We start from the raw sequence: 15,537 nt of genomic DNA, 5'->3' as shown, positions 1-15,537 counted from the left end.
GGAACGGCATGGTCACGGTCGACCCATGGACGAACCCCGCTCGGGTAAAGCGTGGGTAAAACGCGGTTCACGGGGTGCGCTCCGGCACCACAAGCGGAATCCCGGTCCGGGGATGCGGGAACACCTCCACCGGCTGCCGGTAGACCGTGCCCAGCAGCTCGCCCGAGAACACCTCGCCCGGCGGGCCCGCCACCGCGATCCGCCCCTCGTGCAGCACGGCCGCCCGGTCCGCGTACGCGGCGGCCAGCCCCAGGTCGTGCAGGACGACCACGACCGCGTCCCCGGCCGCCGCCCGCTCCCGGCAGATCCGCAGCACCAGTTCCTGGTGGCGCAGGTCCAGCGCGGCGGTCGGCTCGTCGAGCAGCAGCAGCGGGGCGCGCTGCGCCAGCACCCGGGCCAGCGCGACACGGGCCCGCTCGCCGCCGGACAGCGCCGAGAACGGCCGCCCGGCGAACCCGGCGACCTCGGTGGCCGCCATCGCCGACGCCACCGCCTCCTCGTCCTCGTCGGCCAGGTCCGTCCCGGCCCAGGGCGCCCGGCCCATCCGGACGACCTCCTCCACCGGGAACGGGAAGGCGAGGGCCGCCGACTGGGGCAGGACCGCGCGGCGCAGGGCCAGTTCGGGCGCGGACCAGCCGGTGACCGGCCGCCCGTCGATGCGCACGGCGCCGCTCTCGGCCGGCAGGTCGGCGGCGAGCGCGGCCAGCAGGGTGGACTTACCGGCCCCGTTCGGGCCGACGAGGGCCAGCACCTCGCCCGCGTACGCCGTCAGATCGATCGAGTCCAGCACCGGCCGGCCGCCGAGCCGCACCCGCAGCCCGACCGCCTCGGCGGCCGGCGCCCCGGCCGGCGCCCGCACGGGCAGCCGCCGGCTCTGCGGGGCGAGGAGATTCCGCAGGATGTTCATGCCCAACCACCTTGCTTGCGACGGGTCCTGCGCAGCAGCCAGAAGAAGAACGGGCTGCCGAACAGCGCAGTCAGGACCCCGAGCGGAAGCTCCGCCGGGTCCGCGACGGTCCGGGCCGCCAGATCGCCCGCGACCAGCACCAGCGCGCCGCCCAGCGCGCTGCCGGGCACCAGGAAGCGGTGACCGGGCCCATTGGCCATGCGCAGCAGATGCGGTACGAGGAGTCCGACGAACGAGATGATCCCGGCGACCGCCACGGCCGCCGCCGTCAGCAGCGCCACGACCAGGACGAGCACCAGCCGCAGCCGCTCCACGTCCACGCCCAGATGCCGGGCGGGCCGCTCGCCGAGCGCGAGGAGGTCCAGCTTGCGCGCGTAGAAGGGGGCGATCAGCAGCCCGAGGGCCGCGCACGGCAGGACGGCCAGCACCTTGGGCCAGGTGGCCTGGGCCAGCGAGCCGAGCTGCCAGAAGGTGATCTGGGTGATCTGCGCGTTGTCCGCGAAGAAGATGAACAGGCCGATCAGCGCCCCGGCGAAGGCGTTGACCGCGATCCCGGTCAGGATCAGCGTCACCACCTCCGTCCGGCCGCCCGACCGCGACAGCGCGTACACCAGCAGCACGGTCAGCAGTCCGGCGGCGAACGCGCACACGGTGATGGTCCAGTTGCCGAAGAAGCTGAGCCCGAGCGCGATCGAGCCGACCGCGCCGACCGCCGCGCCGGCCGAGATCCCGATGACGCCGGGTTCGGCCAGCGGATTGCCGAACACGCCCTGCATCAGGGCGCCCGCGCAGCCGAGCGAGGCGCCGACCAGGAGGGCCAGGACGACCCTGGGCAGCCGTACGTTCCACAGGACGCTCTCGGCGACCCGGTCCAGCGCGTGCCCGCCGAGCCCGATCCGGTGCTGGACGGAGGCCAGGACGTCCCCGAGCGGGATGTTGTACGCGCCGAGCCCGGCGGAGAGCAGACAGCCCACCACCAGGGCGGCGGCCAGCCCGGCGGTGAGCGGGACGGCGGTGGAGCGCCGGGCCGCGGCGGGCGGCGCCACCGGCTTTGACACCTCCCGAGCGGTCTCCCGAGTGGTCTCCCGAGTGGTCTCGCGAGTGGTCGCCGTCATCGGCCGGCCCCGCTCTCCGGGTAGAGCTGGGCGACGAGTTCGGCCAGGACGCGGTCGGTGCGCGGGCCGTAGTTGAGGAGGACCCCGTCGTCGATGGAGACGATCCGCCGGTCCATTCCGGCCGGGGTCTCCGCGACGCCCGGAATCTTCACCAGGCCGTCGATCCCGCCCACCGAGTCCAGGCCCTTCGCCATCACGAGGATGGCGTCGGGCGCGGCCTTGGCCAGCGCCTCGCTGGTGATGGCGGTGAAGTCCTTCGTCAGTCCGGACGCCTTGCCCGCGTCCACCGCGCCCGCCGCCTCCAGCAGCGAACTCGCCCCGGACTCCCGGCCGCCCAGCAGATAGACGGACGCCGAGCCGCGCAGGTACAGGAAGGCCACGCGCGGCTTCCCGGCTCCGTCGGCCGGGGCGGGCACGGTCTCGCGGACCGCGTCGATACGGTCTTCGGTGCGCCGCTCCAGCTTCGTCCCGGACTCCGGTACGCCGAGCGCGGCGGCCACCGCGCCGATCCGGCTGCCCACATCGGCCAGTTCCTTGGCGGGTTCGACGACCACCAGCGGAATCCCGGCGTCGCGGATCTGGCCGATGGCCTCGGCCGGACCGGTGGTGGTGTCCGCGAGGACCACGGTGGGCCGCAGGGAGAGCACGCTCTCGGCCGACACGTCGTGGGCGCGGGTCACCACCGGCAGCTTCGCGGCCTGTTCGAAGGTGGCGGTGATGTCACGGGCCACGACCCGGTCGCCGAGCCCCAGGGTGAACACGATCTCGCTGAGGCCGCCGGTGAGCGGCACGATGCGGTCGGCCGAGGTGACGGTGACCCGCTTGCCGTCCGCCGACTCCACGGTGACCGGCAGCTTCGGCGCGGGCGTCCCGGTGAGCGGTTCGATCCGGTCCGCTTCCGCCGCCGGGGACGCCCCGGCGCCCGCGGACTTCGCCGAGGACGCCCCCGTACCGCCGCAGCCGGCGAGCAGCAGGGCCCCGGCCAGGGCGAGCGCGGCCGTGCGGGCGCCGCCGCGCCGCAGCCCGGTCCGCCGGGGGCCGCGGCCCGGTGGGGCGAAGTCCTGCGAGAAGTGCACGGGGCACCGTCCTGTCGTTCTACGGCTCGTACTGCGGCGAGCAGTTGGTAGGGGTCTGCGAGGAATGTGACGGAAGGGGGGTACCGGCACGGATGTACGTAGCTTAGGTTAGCCTTACCTGAGTTTCCAGATCCCGGAGGGGTTCCATGCCACCGTTCAGACCTGCCCGCATGCCGGTCGTCGTGCTGTTCGCGGCCCTGCTGGGTGCCCTGCTCCCGGCCACCGCGGCTCAGGCCGCCGGCCGTACGGTGCAGGGCGGGCGGCTGGACTGGGGCATCAAGTCCTCGTTCCAGAGCTATGTCACGGGCCCGGTGGCGCAGGGGAGTTGGGGGCTGACCGGCGGCGCCGCCACGGTCGGCGGCAGCCGGTTCCGGTTCCACTCCGCGAGCGGCTCCTACGACCCGGCGACCGGCGGGTTCCGGGCCGCCTTCGCGGGCGGCGTCCGCTTCACCGGCCACCGGCAGTCCAACGGCTCCTACGAACTCGACCTCACCGTCAGCCGCCCCACCGTCCACATCCGCGACGGCGGCGGCACCCTGTACGCGGACATGGCGAGCAAGGACCGCGGCAGCGGACGCGTCACCACCGCCCGTCAGGTCCCGCTGGCCACACTCGGCCTGTCCGGGATCGACATGCGCGGCGGCACCAGCCCCGTCGCCCTGACCAACATCCCGGCCACGCTGACCGCGCAGGGCGCCAAGTCCTTCGCCGGCTACTACACCGCCGGCACCCCGCTGGACCCGATCAGCCTCTCCGTGGACACCCTCGCCCCGGCGGCGAAGCCCTCCGCGACCGGCCCCGGCACGAGCGCCGCCCCGGAGAAGAGCCCGAAGAAGAAGGACGACAAGAAGGCGGCGGCCGGCCGCTTCGAGGACGCCGCCGTCGACTGGGGCGTACGCCGCACCTTCCGGGAGTACGTCACCGGCCCCATCGGCAAGGGCGAATGGACCCTGGCCGACGGGGCCCAGGACGGCGGAGCGCTCTTCCGCTTCCCGAAGGGCAGGGGCACCTACGACCCGGCGGCCAAGACCCTGGCGGCCACCTTCGCGGGCAGCGTCCGCTTCACCGCGCAGGACGGCCTCGACCTGAAGCTGTCCCGGTTCGCGGTGGCCGTGAAGGACGGCCGGGGCACCCTGCGCGCCGACGTCCTGAGCGACGGCGGGGCCACCGAAGCCGTGCCGCTCGTCACCTTCGCCGCCGGCGACCTCGCACCGAAGAAGGGCCTCGCGGTCCTCGCCGAGGCTCCCGCCACCCTGACCGCCGAGGGCGCGAAGGTCTTCGGCTCGCTCTACAAGGCGGGCACCGCGATGGACCCGGTCTCGCTCGCCGTGGCCACCGACGCCGACGCCGTCCTGCCCGCCCTGCCCGACCTGGGCAGCGACGCCTCCGCCACCCCCGAACCGTCCGGCAGCCCGGCGGCGGCGGCGACCCCGGTGGCCGCCGCGGCCCCGGAGGACGACTCCCGCACCGGGCTCCACCTCACCCTCGGCGGCGCCGGACTGCTCGCCGCGGCGGCCGTCACCGTGCTGGTGCTCGTACGCCGCAACCGGGCGACACCGGACGCCTCGTCCTGACCCCCCCGCACCACCCGTCCCCACGACCTTCCCCACCACCCCCGTACACCGTTCATTCCCGAGGAGACCTCGACCATGGCAGCCACCCGCCGCCCCCTCACCCTTGCCGCAGCCGTCGCCACCGCCGCCACGCTCGGCGCCGCCCTCGCCCTCCCTGCCCTCGCCGCCGACCGTTCCGACGGGAGCGCCGGCGCTGGCGCGCGGGTCATCGACCTGAAGGACGGCACGCTGGACTGGGGCTTCAAGGAGTCCTTCCGCCGGTACGTCGGCGGCGCCGGCAAGATCACGGTCAGCGACGGCGCCACCCAGGCCGCGAACAACGGCGTCTTCACCTTCGTCAACGGCAAGGGCACGTACGACACCGCCACCTACGGCACCGCCACCGCCTTCGAGGGCGGCGTCAACTTCTCGGCGCACGGGGGCGTCCTGGACATCACCCTCTCCGACGTCAAGGTCACCACCACCGGCAAGGGCGGCGCGATCACCGCCGACGTGGCCACCCCGCAGGGCACCACCGACGACGTGGCCGTCGCCGAACTGGACCTCTCGGCCGTGAAGCCGGGCCAGGGTGCCGGCGGCGCCATGGTCTTCAAGGACATACCCGCCAAGCTGACCAAGGCCGGCTCCGAGGCGTTCAACGGCCAGTACAAGGAGGGCGAGGCGCTCGACCCGGCCACGCTCACCGTGACCGCCGCCCCCGCCCCGAGCGAGAAGCCCACCGAGAAGCCCACCGAGCCCACCGAACCGAGCGAGAAGCCCACCGAGAAGCCGAGCGAGAAGCCCACCGAGCCGACCGGGAAGCCCACCGCCACGCCCACGAAGCCGACCACCGCGCCCAGCCCCACCGCCACGGCGACCGGCACCGGCGGGCCCGCCGCCACGACCGGCGCCATCGTGGACGGCGCCCTGAACTGGGGCGTGAAGGAGTCCTTCCGCTCGTACGTCACCGGCCCCATCGCCCACGGCCGGGCCGAGACCACCGGCGGTGCGAAGGCCGCGGCGGGCGGCTACCGCTTCACCGACGCCACCGGCACCTTCGACGCCGCCGGACAGACCCTCAAGGCCACGTTCGGCGGCAAGGTCCGCTTCCTCGGGCACCAGGAGAACGGCTCCTACACTCTCGACCTGTCGTTCTCCCGGCTGACGGTCCGGGTGAACGGGGGCAAGGGCACCCTCCTCGCGGACGTCTCCGCCAAGGACCGCGCGACCAAGAAGGTGTCCACGTACACCGCGCTGCCCCTCGCCGACCTCAAGCTGCCCGCCGGCAAGCTGACCGCCAAGGACGGCGTGGTGACCCTGTCCGGTGTCCCCGCGACGCTGACCGCCGAGGGCGGCACCAAGGCGTTCGGCGGGATGTACAAGGCCGGTGACCAGCTCGACCCGCTGACCGTCGCGGTGTCCCTGGACAAGAACGCCACGCTCCCGTCCGGCACCACCACGGGCGGCTCCACCACGGGCGGTTCCACCACGTCCGGCGGTGGCAGCGGCAGCGTGGGCGGCGCGGGCAGCGTCGGCGGTGTGGGCGGCGCCGGTACGGTCGGCGGCTCGGGCGCCCTGGCCGCCACGGGCTCCGACGTCCCGACCGGGCCCCTGCTCGCCGCCTCCGGCCTGGTCGTGGCGGCCGGCGCCGGAGCGGTCCTTGTGGCCCGCCGCCGCCGTACCGCCTGACCCCGGCGCACGACGGCACCGCACGGGTACCGGCCCTCGCGTTGGGGGCGGGTGCCCGTGCGGTGCTTGAATGCCCCACGTGAGCGACAACGACGTACCCGCCGGCATCGACATCCTGCGCGTGTTCTGCGGCCCGGACGGCCGGCACGGCAACGCCCTCGGCGTCGTACGCGACGGGCGCAGCCACCCCGACCCCGCGGCCCGGCAGGAGCTCGCCCGCCGGCTCGGCTTCAGCGAGACCGTGTTCGTGGACGACGACGAGCGCGGGCAGCTCGACATCTACACACCGGGGCTGCGGCTGCCGTTCGCCGGACATCCCGTCGTCGGCGCCGCCTGGCTGCTCGACCTGGAGATCCTGGAGCTGGGGGTGGGCGAGGTGTTCGCCCGCCACGACGGCGAGTTCACCTGGATCACCGCCCGCCCCGAGTGGGCGCCGCCGCGCACCCTCCGGCAGTACGCCTCGGCCGCCGAGGTCGATGAGCTCCCGGCCCCGCCGCCCGGCGAGGGCTGGCTCTACGCCTGGGCGTGGGAGGAGGAGGCGGCGGGCCGCGTCCGGGCACGGGCGTTCCCGCGCCGGTTCGATGGGATCGACGAGGACGAAGCGACGGGAGCCGCGGCCCTGTTGCTGAGCGCGCACCTCGGGCGCGCGCTCAACATCACACAGGGCCGCGGCTCCCAGATCCTCACGGCACCCGCGCCGGACGGCACGGTGGAGATCGGCGGCCGGGTCGTCCTGACCCACCACGGCTAGGGCGTACGGCGTATCAGGCGGCGCGGTACTCCTCGCCCAGCTCCCGGAACACGGCGGTGTTCAGGGCGAACGCGCGCTTGCACTCGTCCACGATGCGCCGCTTCTCCAGGTCGTCCGCGTTCACCGCGTCCAGCAGCTCCCGGTAACCCCGCTTGAAGGAGGCGGGGTTGGATATCTCCTCGAAGACGTAGAACCGCACCCCGTCGCCCTTGCGCGCGAAGCCCCAGGTCTTCTCCGCCTTGTCCCGGATGATCTGGCCGCCCGACAGGTCGCCGAGGTAGCGGGTGTAGTGGTGCGCGATGTACCCGGCGGGCCAGGTGCGGGCGCACTCGGCGACCCGTGCGGCGTACGCGGCGGTGGCCGGCAGCGGCTCCAGGCCCTCGCGCCAGCCCTCGCCCCGCAGATGGGCGAGGTCGCGCTCCAGTTCGGCGGTGCGCATCAGCTCCGGCCGGATGAAGGGCCCGGCCACCGGGTCGGCGGCCAGGGTCCCGGCGCCCTCCTCCAGGGCGCGGTACACGAACCACAGCTGCTCGGTGTAGCGCGTGTACGCGTCCACGCCCAGGCGTCCGTTGAGCAGGTCGCCCATGAAGGCAGAGGTCTCCGCCTCGGTGTGCTGCTCGTGGGACGCGGTGCGGATCAGCGTCGAGAAGGGCGTGGCGGTGACGGTTGCGTCCAAGGCGGGCCTCCGGGGCCAAGGGGGGGAGAAGTCCAGAAAGAGACGGAAAAATCGGCCCACCACAGCTGTCCGCCGGTGGCGCGGGCCGATGCGTCGATCTTCCTACTTAGGCTTACCTAAGTCAACTGCTTGCCGACGTCTTGTCGGCAACTGTGAGCAGGGGGAAACGGAAACGGCCGCCCGGAGGGGCGGCCGTTTCGGAAGCGGGGGAGGCGGGGGCGGTACGGGCTACGGGAGCGTGAGGATGTCCGCGCCGGTCTCCGTCACCACGAGCGTGTGCTCGAACTGCGCGGTGCGCTTGCGGTCCTTGGTCACCACGGTCCAGCCGTCGTCCCACATGTCGTAGTCGTGGCTGCCCAGGGTCAGCATCGGCTCGATGGTGAACGTCATGCCGGGCTTCATCACCGTGGTGGCGTGCGGGCTGTCGTAGTGCGGCACGATGAGCCCGGAGTGGAACGAGGTGTTGATCCCGTGCCCGGTGAAGTCCCGGACGACGCCGTAGCCGAAGCGCTTCGCGTACGACTCGATGACCCGCCCGATCACGTTGATCTGCCGGCCCGGCTTCACGGCCTTGATGGCCCGCCGCAGCGACTCCTCGGTGCGCTCGACGAGCAGCCGGGACTCGTCGTCCACGTCCCCGCAGAGGTACGTCGCGTTGTTGTCGCCGTGCACCCCGTTGATGTACGCGGTCACGTCCAGGTTCACGATGTCGCCGTCGCGCAGCACCGTGGAGTCCGGGATGCCGTGGCAGATGACCTCGTTGAGCGAGGTGCACAGCGACTTCGGGAAGCCCCGGTAGCCCAGCGTCGACGGGTAGGCGCCGTGATCGCACATGAACTCGTGCGCCACGCGGTCCAGTTCGTCCGTCGTGACGCCCGGGGCGATGTGCTTGGCGGCCTCGGCCATCGCCTGCGCGGCGATCCGCCCGGCGATCCGCATCCGCTCGACGGTGTCGGCGTCCTGCACCTCGGGACCGGTGTACGGCGTCGGAGCCGGCTTGCCCACATACTCGGGGCGCCGGATGTTTCCGGGCACGGAACGGACGGGAGTGATCTCCCCTGGTACGAGCAGCGACTGGCCAGACATGCCAGCGAGTCTAACCAGCGAGTCCGGGGCACCATGGCACAGAGGAAAGGAACCGACGATGGCCCTGTTCAAGAAGCGCACGGTCGGCAAGCCGGGCGAGTGGTTCTACTGCCTGGAGCACGGAACGGTCGAGGAGGGCCCCGAGTGCCCCGCCAAGGACCGCTTCGGCCCGTACACCTCCCGGCAGGAGGCGCAGCACGCGATGGAGACGGCCCGGGAACGGAACCTGGAGTGGGACACGGACCCCAAATGGCACGACCGCAAGGGCCCCGGGGAGGGCGACGCGGCGGGCTGAGAACGCCGTGAGGGGGGCGGCCCGCGAAGAAACCGGACGGTGGGGCCGGGCGGAAGGGGCCGGGCCCCGGCTCTCAGGTGGCCGGGGCGGCGGCCGGCTCCTCCGGCTCCTCCGGGCGGGCGGCGCGCCTGCGCAGCGCGTCCTCGTCGGTCGCCGAGTCGTACGTGACCAGCTTGGGCAGCGTCGCGGCCAGCACCGCCACCGAGGCCACGCAGGCCACCCCGCCGCTCCAGATCGCCGCCCTGGTGCCGGTCCAGCTCGCCATGGAGCCCGCCCGGACCTGGCCCAGCTGCGGGCCGACGCTGTACGAGAGCACCTCGATGCCCGCGAGCCGGCCCCGCAGCGCCTCCGGGATCGTCTGGTTCCAGATGGTCGAGCGGCCGAGCCCGCTGAGCATGTCGCCCGCCCCGGCCAGCGCCAGGCAGCACAGCACCAGCCACACGTTGCCGAACCAGCCCGCCGCCGCGATGGCCAGCCCCCAGACGGCGGCACCGCACACCACGAACAGCCCGTGCCGGCGCACCCGCGCGGTCCACCCGCTGGTCAGCCCCAGCAGCAGCGCGCCGACCGAGTCCGCCGCGTACATCAGGCCCAGCGACCAGTCGGCGCCCAGGTCGTCCGCCAGGAACGGGAAGATGGCATTCGGGAACGCGAAGAACATCGCGGCCATGTCGATCGCGTATGTGCCGAGCAGCACCGGCCGGCTCCAGGCGTAGCGGGCGCCCTCCACGATGCCGCGCAGCGACGGCTTCGCGCCCTTCTCGGCGGGCGGTGCGGGCGCGAGCCGCCGGCACATCAGCACGGAGGCGGCGAAGGTGACGACCGTGACGGAGTAGGCGGTGGGGTGCCCGGCGTAGGCCACCACCAGACCGGCCAGCGAGGGCCCCAGGATCGCCCCGGCCTGCCAGCGCAGCGAGTTCAGCGCGGCGGCGGCCGGCAGCTGGTCGTGCGGCACGATCCGCGCCATCAGCGAGTCGAGCGCGGGCCGCTGGAGCCCGGAGAGCGCCGAGACCCCCGCCGCCACCACATAGAGCGGCCACAGCATCGGGTCCGGCAGCGCCGCGTTCACCAGGAGGATCACCGCGAGCAGCCCGAGCCCGGCCTCCGAGGCCAGGATGATCTTCCGCCGGTCGGCGGCGTCGGCCAGCGCGCCCCCGTACAGGCCGCACACCACCAGCGGCACCAGCTCCACCGCGCCCATCGCGCCGACGGCGAGCGGCGAGCCGGTGAGGTCCTTGATCTGGAGCGGCAGCGCGATCAGCGCCATGAAGCTGCCGAAGTAGGTGATGATCCCCTGCACCCACAGCAGCCGGAAGTCCGCCGACGAGCGCCACGGAGACAGATCGGGCAGCAGCGCGGCCAGCCTGGCGGCGAGGGAGGGGCGTGAGGTCACGAGGAGACATGCTCCGACGTGCTCCGCGCGGCGCGCAAACGGGTTTTCTCCGCCGGGCGGCCCCGCTCACCAGCGCGGCGGCGGAGGCGAGGTCAGCTGGTCGGCCAGCCGGGACAGCCGGTCGCGGAACGTGCGCCGCCCGCCGCGCGGCACCGGCGCGCCGTTCTCCCCGGCGGCGGCGCTGACCAGATGCTGCACCGTGTCCAGGTCCACGTCGTCCCCGTCCGTCACGGACAGCGCCTCGTGGGCGAGCCCGCGCACCTGCGGATCGCCGTTGTCCAGCGAGAGGACCGTCGCCCCGGCCCGGCGGGCGTCGTGGACCCGCTCCAGCAGCCCCTCGCCGGGCCGCTGCGGCATCACCACGAGCAGGGTCTCGCCGCGCCCGGCCGCCTCGATCCGGCCGAGACCGACCGCGAGGTGCGCGGGATCGCCCGGCTCCACCCGGTGGCGCACCAGGGTGGGGCGGAGTTCGGGCAGCCCGGACCAGGTGGACTCGTCGACCAGATGGGCGGCCAGATGCCAGGGCTCGTACACCTCCGTCCCCACCAGCAGCAGCCCGCCGCCGTGCGGGACGACGGAGGAGCGCAGCGCCCCGGCGAACCGGCGGGCGGCCGCCGGCCACTGGGTCCTGGCGAGCACTTCGCGCAGCAGCGCCACTCGTACGGCATCCATGGCCCGGCATCCTGCACCATGCCGGAGCCCCGCCACCGGCGAACGGCCCGAGCGCCATCCGTACGAGTGGCCGAGCGGGCGCGCGGGTCCGGGACCGCGCCCGCTACCTGGCAGTAGTGTCGGGGCCATGACTACGAATGACGACAGCGGCAGCGCGCCCAAGCCCCCCGCCAAGGACCCCTGGGACCTGCCGGACGTGTCGGACCTGACCATCGGCGTCCTCGGCGGCACCGGACCCCAGGGCCGCGGCCTCGCGTACCGCTTCGCCCGCGCCGGACAGCGGGTGATCATCGGCTCCCGCGCCGCGGACCGCGCGGAGGCGGCCGCCGCGGAACTGGGCAACGGCGTACGCGGCACGGACAACGCCGGCTGCGCGCGCGAGAGCGATGTGGTGATCGTCGCCGTGCCGTGGGACGGGCACGCCGCCACGCTGGAGTCGCTCCGCGCGGAGCTGGCCGGGAAGCTCGTCGTGGACTGCGTCAACCCGCTCGGCTTCGACAAGAAGGGCGCCTACGCGCTGAAGCCCGAGGAGGGCAGCGCCGCCGAGCAGGCCGCCGCCCTGCTGCCGGACTCCCGCGTCACCGCCGCCTTCCACCACCTGTCCGCGGTGCTGCTCCAGGACGAGACGATCGAGGAGATCGACACCGACGTCCTCGTGCTGGGCGAGACCCGCGCCGACACCGACATCGTCCAGGCGCTGGCGGGCCGCATCCCCGGCATGCGGGGCATCTTCGCCGGCCGGCTGCGGGGCGCCCACCAGGTCGAGGCCCTGGTCGCCAACCTGATCTCGGTCAACCGCCGCTACAAGGCCCACGCCGGTCTCCGTACCACCGACGTCTGACGGCGAAGGCCCGCCGCCGGGCCCCGCACGGACCGGGGCGGGGCATGGGGGACACTGGACGGGACCGCGCATCACCCCGACAGGAGCCACCCCCATGCCCCGCCTCGCTCTCTACGCCCTCGTCCTCTGCCTCCTCGCCCTGGCCGCGGCGGTCGTCTCCTTCGCCAGGGGCGGCGTGATCATCGGGGTCGTCTGGGTGCTGCTGTTCGGCCTCTCCTCCAACATGGCCTGGTACTACGTGCGCCGCCACCGCGCCGCGACGGCAGACCACAACGCCTAACCGGCGGCCTCGCACACCGGGCTCGCCCCCTGCCAGAACCGGTACGCGTCCAGGCCGCAGTCGGTCCAGAAGCCGTGCACGTCCAGCGCCCCCAGCAGGGCGTAGACCGCGTCGAAGAACGCCCGGTTCAGCTCCGGCACCCACAGCAGCGCGAACACCGCGATCAGCCCGTACGGCGCGAACGGCTCGACCGCGCGCCGCGTGCGGTACGACAGCCACGGCTCGACCACGCCGTAGCCGTCCAGCCCCGGCACCGGCAGGAAGTTCAGGATCGCGGCCGTCACCTGGAGCATCGCCAGGAACGCCAGCGCGTTCCGGAAGGCCGCGGGCACCCCGTCCAGCGCGCCCAGCCAGAACGGCGCGGTGCACACCAGCGCGAACAGCACATTGGTCAGCGGGCCCGCCGCCGAGATCAGGCTGTGCCGCCACCGCCCGCGAATCCGCCCCCGCTCGATGAACACCGCCCCGCCGGGCAGCCCGATGCCGCCCATGATCACGAACAGCACCGGCAGCACGATGCTCAGCAGCGCGTGCGTGTACTTCAGCGGGTTCAGCGTGAGATAGCCCTTGGCCCCGATCGAGATGTCCCCGCTGTGCAGCGCGGTCCTGGCGTGCGCGTACTCGTGCAGGCACAGCGACACCACCCACGCCCCGGTGACGAACAGGAACGCGGCGAACCCGGGCGACGCCGCGAAGTCGGTCCACACCGCCCACCCGGCCACGGCCGTCACCGCGACGATCCCCAGAAAGACCGGACTGATGCGTTGGTGCTGAGTGGTCGGCATGCCCCGAGCCTAGGGCGCGTTCGCGGCGTCGCGGCGTCGGGCCCCGCGCAGCGGTGGATGCCGTGCGCGGGGCCGGGGATCGATGCCGTCCGGCGGAAGGCGCACAGCGGCTATCCGGTGACCGCCTCGGGGGAGGGGGCCAGCTGCGCCTGGAAGACCGCCAGGTCGAAGTAGGCCGAGCACGCGTCGATGAGGCCGTCCGGGTCCAGGTGGAAGATGTTGATGCCCGACCAGTTGACGGGGCGGTCGCCGCGGGTGACCGCGGCCGCGTGCCAGGAGACGGCCACGTGGTCGGCGGTCATGTGCGCCTCTCGGGGCGTGATGCCGAGGAACGGCCGGAATTCCGGGAGTATCGAGGCTATTCGCTGTCTGATGGCCCTTCGGCCGATCAGCGGCGGCTGCCCCACCGGGTCGTGGAAGACGGCTCCGTGGGAGAACACCGCGGCCCAGCCGTCGGCGTCGGCACGCTGCGAGGCCAGGAAGAAGCCGAGCACGGATCGGGGCATGGCGGGGAACCCGGCGTGGCTCTGTTCGAGGACGTGGCCGCTCCGCCCCGGCCGCGCGGTGTCCGAGGCGTGGGCCGCGGGGGCGGTCAGGAGCGCGCCCGCGGTGGTCGCGCCGAGGGAGACTCCCAGGCCCAGCAGGCTGCGACGGGCGAGGTGGGTGCCCGGTACGTTCGTCATGCGGCGTTCTCCTCGAGTGAAGTGGTCGGTTGGGTCAGTACGACGACGCGCAGGCCCCCTCTGCCCTCGGGGCACAGCACATGGGCGACGACCTCGAGCGGTTCCGGGGTGACGTGCGGCAGGCCCAGGGTGAAGTGGTGGCCGGAGCGGGAGGCGACCTCGATGACGCGGCTCTTGGCGAGCAGGGCGGCGACCGCCGGATCGTTCTCGGCCTCCGCCTTCAGGGTGGTGAAGAAGGCGTCGTCCCGGTTCTTGCGCAGCGCGCAGTGGACGATGCCCAGGTAGACCATCGCGTGCTCGTCCCAGTTGTGCAGCACGGTACGGGCGCTGGGATCGAGCAGGGCCCACCGCAGCAGATTGGCGCTCTCCCCCCGTAACCAGGGGAACCAGCGCCTCATCGCCTGATTGCGGTGCAGCACGTTCCAGTGCTGGTCGAGGACGTACGCCGGTACGGGTTCCTGGCCACGCAGCAACTCCATGATCCACAGGGGTACTTTGCGGCGGTTCACCGGCCGGGCGCGGCCGGCCGGCGGGGTGCCCACCGGGGACCGGCCGCCGACTTCGGCTTCGAGTCTGCGGTAGAGGTTCTGCAGGGGCGCCGAGGGGCGGACGCGGAGGGACCCGGCGAGGATCTTGCGCATCCGGTTGTACTCCTCCATGGCCTCCAGCGGGCGGCCCGACGAGGCGAGGACCCGGATGAGGATCTCCCACAGCCGCTCCGGAAGCGGGTCCTGGGCGATCTCGCGGCGGAGCCGGGCGATCACGGTGGAGGAGCCCAGCTCCTCCAGCGCGAGCCGGCACCAGGTCTCCAGCGCCGCGCTGCGCTCCTCCTGGAGAGCCACCGACTCCCCGGTGAACGGCTTGCCGTCGAGACCGTCGAGTGCCCGGCCGCGCCACAGTTCGAGCCCGGCCGACAGCGTTTCGAGGGCGCCGCGGCAGTCACCGTTCTGTTCGAGCAGCGTGGTGTGCCGCAATGCCTCGCGCCATCGGGTGAGGTCGATGTGCGAGGGGTTCAACACGAGCCGGTACCCACCTGGTTCGGTTCGGATGAGGCTGGTTCCGGCGGGCAGTTCACGCCGCAGCCGGGAGATGGTCTTGCGGATCTGGTCGATGGCGCTCTCCGGCTCCTCGCCCTCCCAGACGGCCTCGATGAGCCGGTGGTTGGGTATGACGTGGGGCGCGACGAGGATGAGGTGGAACAGGACCCGGCGGGCCACGTCGCTGCGGAGCGGGACGGGCTGCCCGTGGGCGTCGTACACCTCGGGGGGCCCGAGGAGTTTCACGGTGAGCTCCGGGGCGGGCGCGGTCGCGTCCGTCTCCTTGCGGACCACTCCCTCACCGAGGCTTCTCAGAAGGCCGGCCCACTCCGCCGGCTGGTGTGGATTCTGGTCGGTGGTAGGTATCTCCAACACGTTGTGATGCGTCCTTCCGATGCGAGCAGGGAGGGACAGCTTGTCCCGCCGCTTTGGGATGGAGCGGTGGAGGGCGTGGCCGACGCGCGAAAAGCAGCCTGCGTCGGCGGGGCGGGGGGCCTCCTCGGTGGCCGGTTTCGCACGGGTGGACGGGGAACCACGGCGTTCCGGCGACCGGACCTCTGTTCAGCGTCTTCGGCCGTACCTTCCGGACGGGTGTCACCACGCCCCGAATCGTGCCTCCGACGGGGGCGACAGCCATGCCGGTCCAGCAGGGCGGCATGACTGTCGCGGGGCCGTGGAAGCGCGGGGAGGCCGGGCCG

Annotated in this window: 16 protein-coding genes; 6 read left to right on the top strand and 10 right to left on the bottom strand. The window is 73.3% G+C overall.

The features are described from left to right. Window positions 1-67: 67 nt before the first annotated feature. Genes OG710_RS07160 through OG710_RS07150 form a run of 3 tightly spaced genes read right to left on the bottom strand, consistent with a single transcriptional unit; the run spans window position 68 to window position 3,098 of the window. Complete coding sequence (locus OG710_RS07160) at window positions 68-907, bottom strand: heme ABC transporter ATP-binding protein (protein ID WP_330238570.1); 840 nt, start codon at window positions 905-907, stop codon at window positions 68-70. Then, on the bottom strand, window positions 904-2,022 hold the full coding sequence (locus tag OG710_RS07155) for a FecCD family ABC transporter permease (RefSeq protein ID WP_330238569.1): 1,119 nt from the start codon (window positions 2,020-2,022) through the stop codon (window positions 904-906). Before OG710_RS07155 ends, OG710_RS07160 begins: the two co-directional genes overlap by 4 nt. Beyond that, on the bottom strand, window positions 2,019-3,098 hold the full coding sequence (locus OG710_RS07150) for a heme/hemin ABC transporter substrate-binding protein (RefSeq protein ID WP_443064225.1): 1,080 nt from the start codon (window positions 3,096-3,098) through the stop codon (window positions 2,019-2,021). The genes OG710_RS07155 and OG710_RS07150 overlap by 4 nt, the downstream gene beginning before the upstream one ends. Window positions 3,099-3,244: 146 nt before the next feature. On the opposite strand from OG710_RS07150, the gene OG710_RS07145 reads away from it, so the two are divergent. The 3 genes from OG710_RS07145 (at window position 3,245) to OG710_RS07135 (ending at window position 7,091) form a co-directional block, all read left to right on the top strand. After that, window positions 3,245-4,672 carry an HtaA domain-containing protein gene (locus OG710_RS07145; RefSeq protein ID WP_330238568.1) on the top strand — a complete coding sequence of 476 codons (1,428 nt, stop codon included), beginning with the start codon at window positions 3,245-3,247 and terminating at the stop codon, window positions 4,670-4,672. 75 nt (window positions 4,673-4,747) lie between these two features. After that, a complete protein-coding gene (locus OG710_RS07140; RefSeq protein ID WP_330238567.1) occupies window positions 4,748-6,340 on the top strand; it encodes an HtaA domain-containing protein in 1,593 nt (530 codons plus the stop codon). 79 nt (window positions 6,341-6,419) lie between these two features. Next, window positions 6,420-7,091: a PhzF family phenazine biosynthesis protein gene (locus OG710_RS07135; RefSeq protein ID WP_330238566.1), complete on the top strand. Its 672-nt coding sequence runs from the start codon at window positions 6,420-6,422 to the stop codon at window positions 7,089-7,091. 13 nt (window positions 7,092-7,104) lie between these two features. Here the strand turns inward: OG710_RS07135 and OG710_RS07130 are convergent, their stop codons facing one another. Next, the gene (locus tag OG710_RS07130; protein ID WP_330238565.1) at window positions 7,105-7,767 is read right to left on the bottom strand and encodes a biliverdin-producing heme oxygenase; all 663 of its coding nucleotides are present in this window, start codon (window positions 7,765-7,767) and stop codon (window positions 7,105-7,107) included. 228 nt (window positions 7,768-7,995) lie between these two features. Further along, window positions 7,996-8,853, bottom strand: coding sequence for a type I methionyl aminopeptidase (gene map, locus OG710_RS07125; protein WP_330238564.1), 858 nt, complete (start codon window positions 8,851-8,853; stop codon window positions 7,996-7,998). 58 nt (window positions 8,854-8,911) lie between these two features. Here map and OG710_RS07120 point away from each other — a divergent pair, with 58 nt between their 5' ends. After that, complete coding sequence (locus OG710_RS07120) at window positions 8,912-9,148, top strand: hypothetical protein (protein WP_330238563.1); 237 nt, start codon at window positions 8,912-8,914, stop codon at window positions 9,146-9,148. A gap of 73 nt (window positions 9,149-9,221) precedes the next feature. Here the strand turns inward: OG710_RS07120 and OG710_RS07115 are convergent, their stop codons facing one another. Continuing rightward, complete coding sequence (locus OG710_RS07115; protein ID WP_330238562.1) at window positions 9,222-10,541, bottom strand: MFS transporter; 1,320 nt, start codon at window positions 10,539-10,541, stop codon at window positions 9,222-9,224. Window positions 10,542-10,607: 66 nt separating this feature from the next. Next, complete coding sequence (locus tag OG710_RS07110) at window positions 10,608-11,213, bottom strand: hypothetical protein (protein ID WP_330238561.1); 606 nt, start codon at window positions 11,211-11,213, stop codon at window positions 10,608-10,610. A gap of 127 nt (window positions 11,214-11,340) precedes the next feature. On the opposite strand from OG710_RS07110, the gene npdG reads away from it, so the two are divergent. Both npdG and OG710_RS07100 read left to right on the top strand, forming a co-directional pair. Beyond that, window positions 11,341-12,054: an NADPH-dependent F420 reductase gene (npdG, locus tag OG710_RS07105; protein WP_330238560.1), complete on the top strand. Its 714-nt coding sequence runs from the start codon at window positions 11,341-11,343 to the stop codon at window positions 12,052-12,054. A gap of 94 nt (window positions 12,055-12,148) precedes the next feature. After that, a complete protein-coding gene (locus OG710_RS07100) occupies window positions 12,149-12,334 on the top strand; it encodes a hypothetical protein (RefSeq protein ID WP_330238559.1) in 186 nt (61 codons plus the stop codon). Here OG710_RS07100 and OG710_RS07095 read toward each other — a convergent pair. From OG710_RS07095 to OG710_RS07085, 3 genes are all read right to left on the bottom strand, one after another. Beyond that, entirely contained in the window at window positions 12,331-13,119 is a 789-nt protein-coding gene (locus tag OG710_RS07095) for a site-2 protease family protein (RefSeq protein WP_330238558.1), read from the bottom strand. The two genes, OG710_RS07100 and OG710_RS07095, sit on opposite strands and share 4 nt — an antisense overlap. 110 nt (window positions 13,120-13,229) lie before the next feature. Continuing rightward, complete coding sequence (locus OG710_RS07090) at window positions 13,230-13,802, bottom strand: nuclear transport factor 2 family protein (protein ID WP_330238557.1); 573 nt, start codon at window positions 13,800-13,802, stop codon at window positions 13,230-13,232. Beyond that, entirely contained in the window at window positions 13,799-15,214 is a 1,416-nt protein-coding gene (locus OG710_RS07085; RefSeq protein ID WP_330238556.1) for a BTAD domain-containing putative transcriptional regulator, read from the bottom strand. The genes OG710_RS07090 and OG710_RS07085 overlap by 4 nt, the downstream gene beginning before the upstream one ends. Window positions 15,215-15,537 lie beyond the last annotated feature (323 nt).

This window comes from Streptomyces sp. NBC_00525 (assembly GCF_036346595.1).
Lineage (GTDB): Bacteria > Actinomycetota > Actinomycetes > Streptomycetales > Streptomycetaceae > Streptomyces.
The sequence above is the reverse complement of the archived record's forward strand: the minus strand, read 5'-3'. Positions and strand labels throughout refer to the sequence as shown.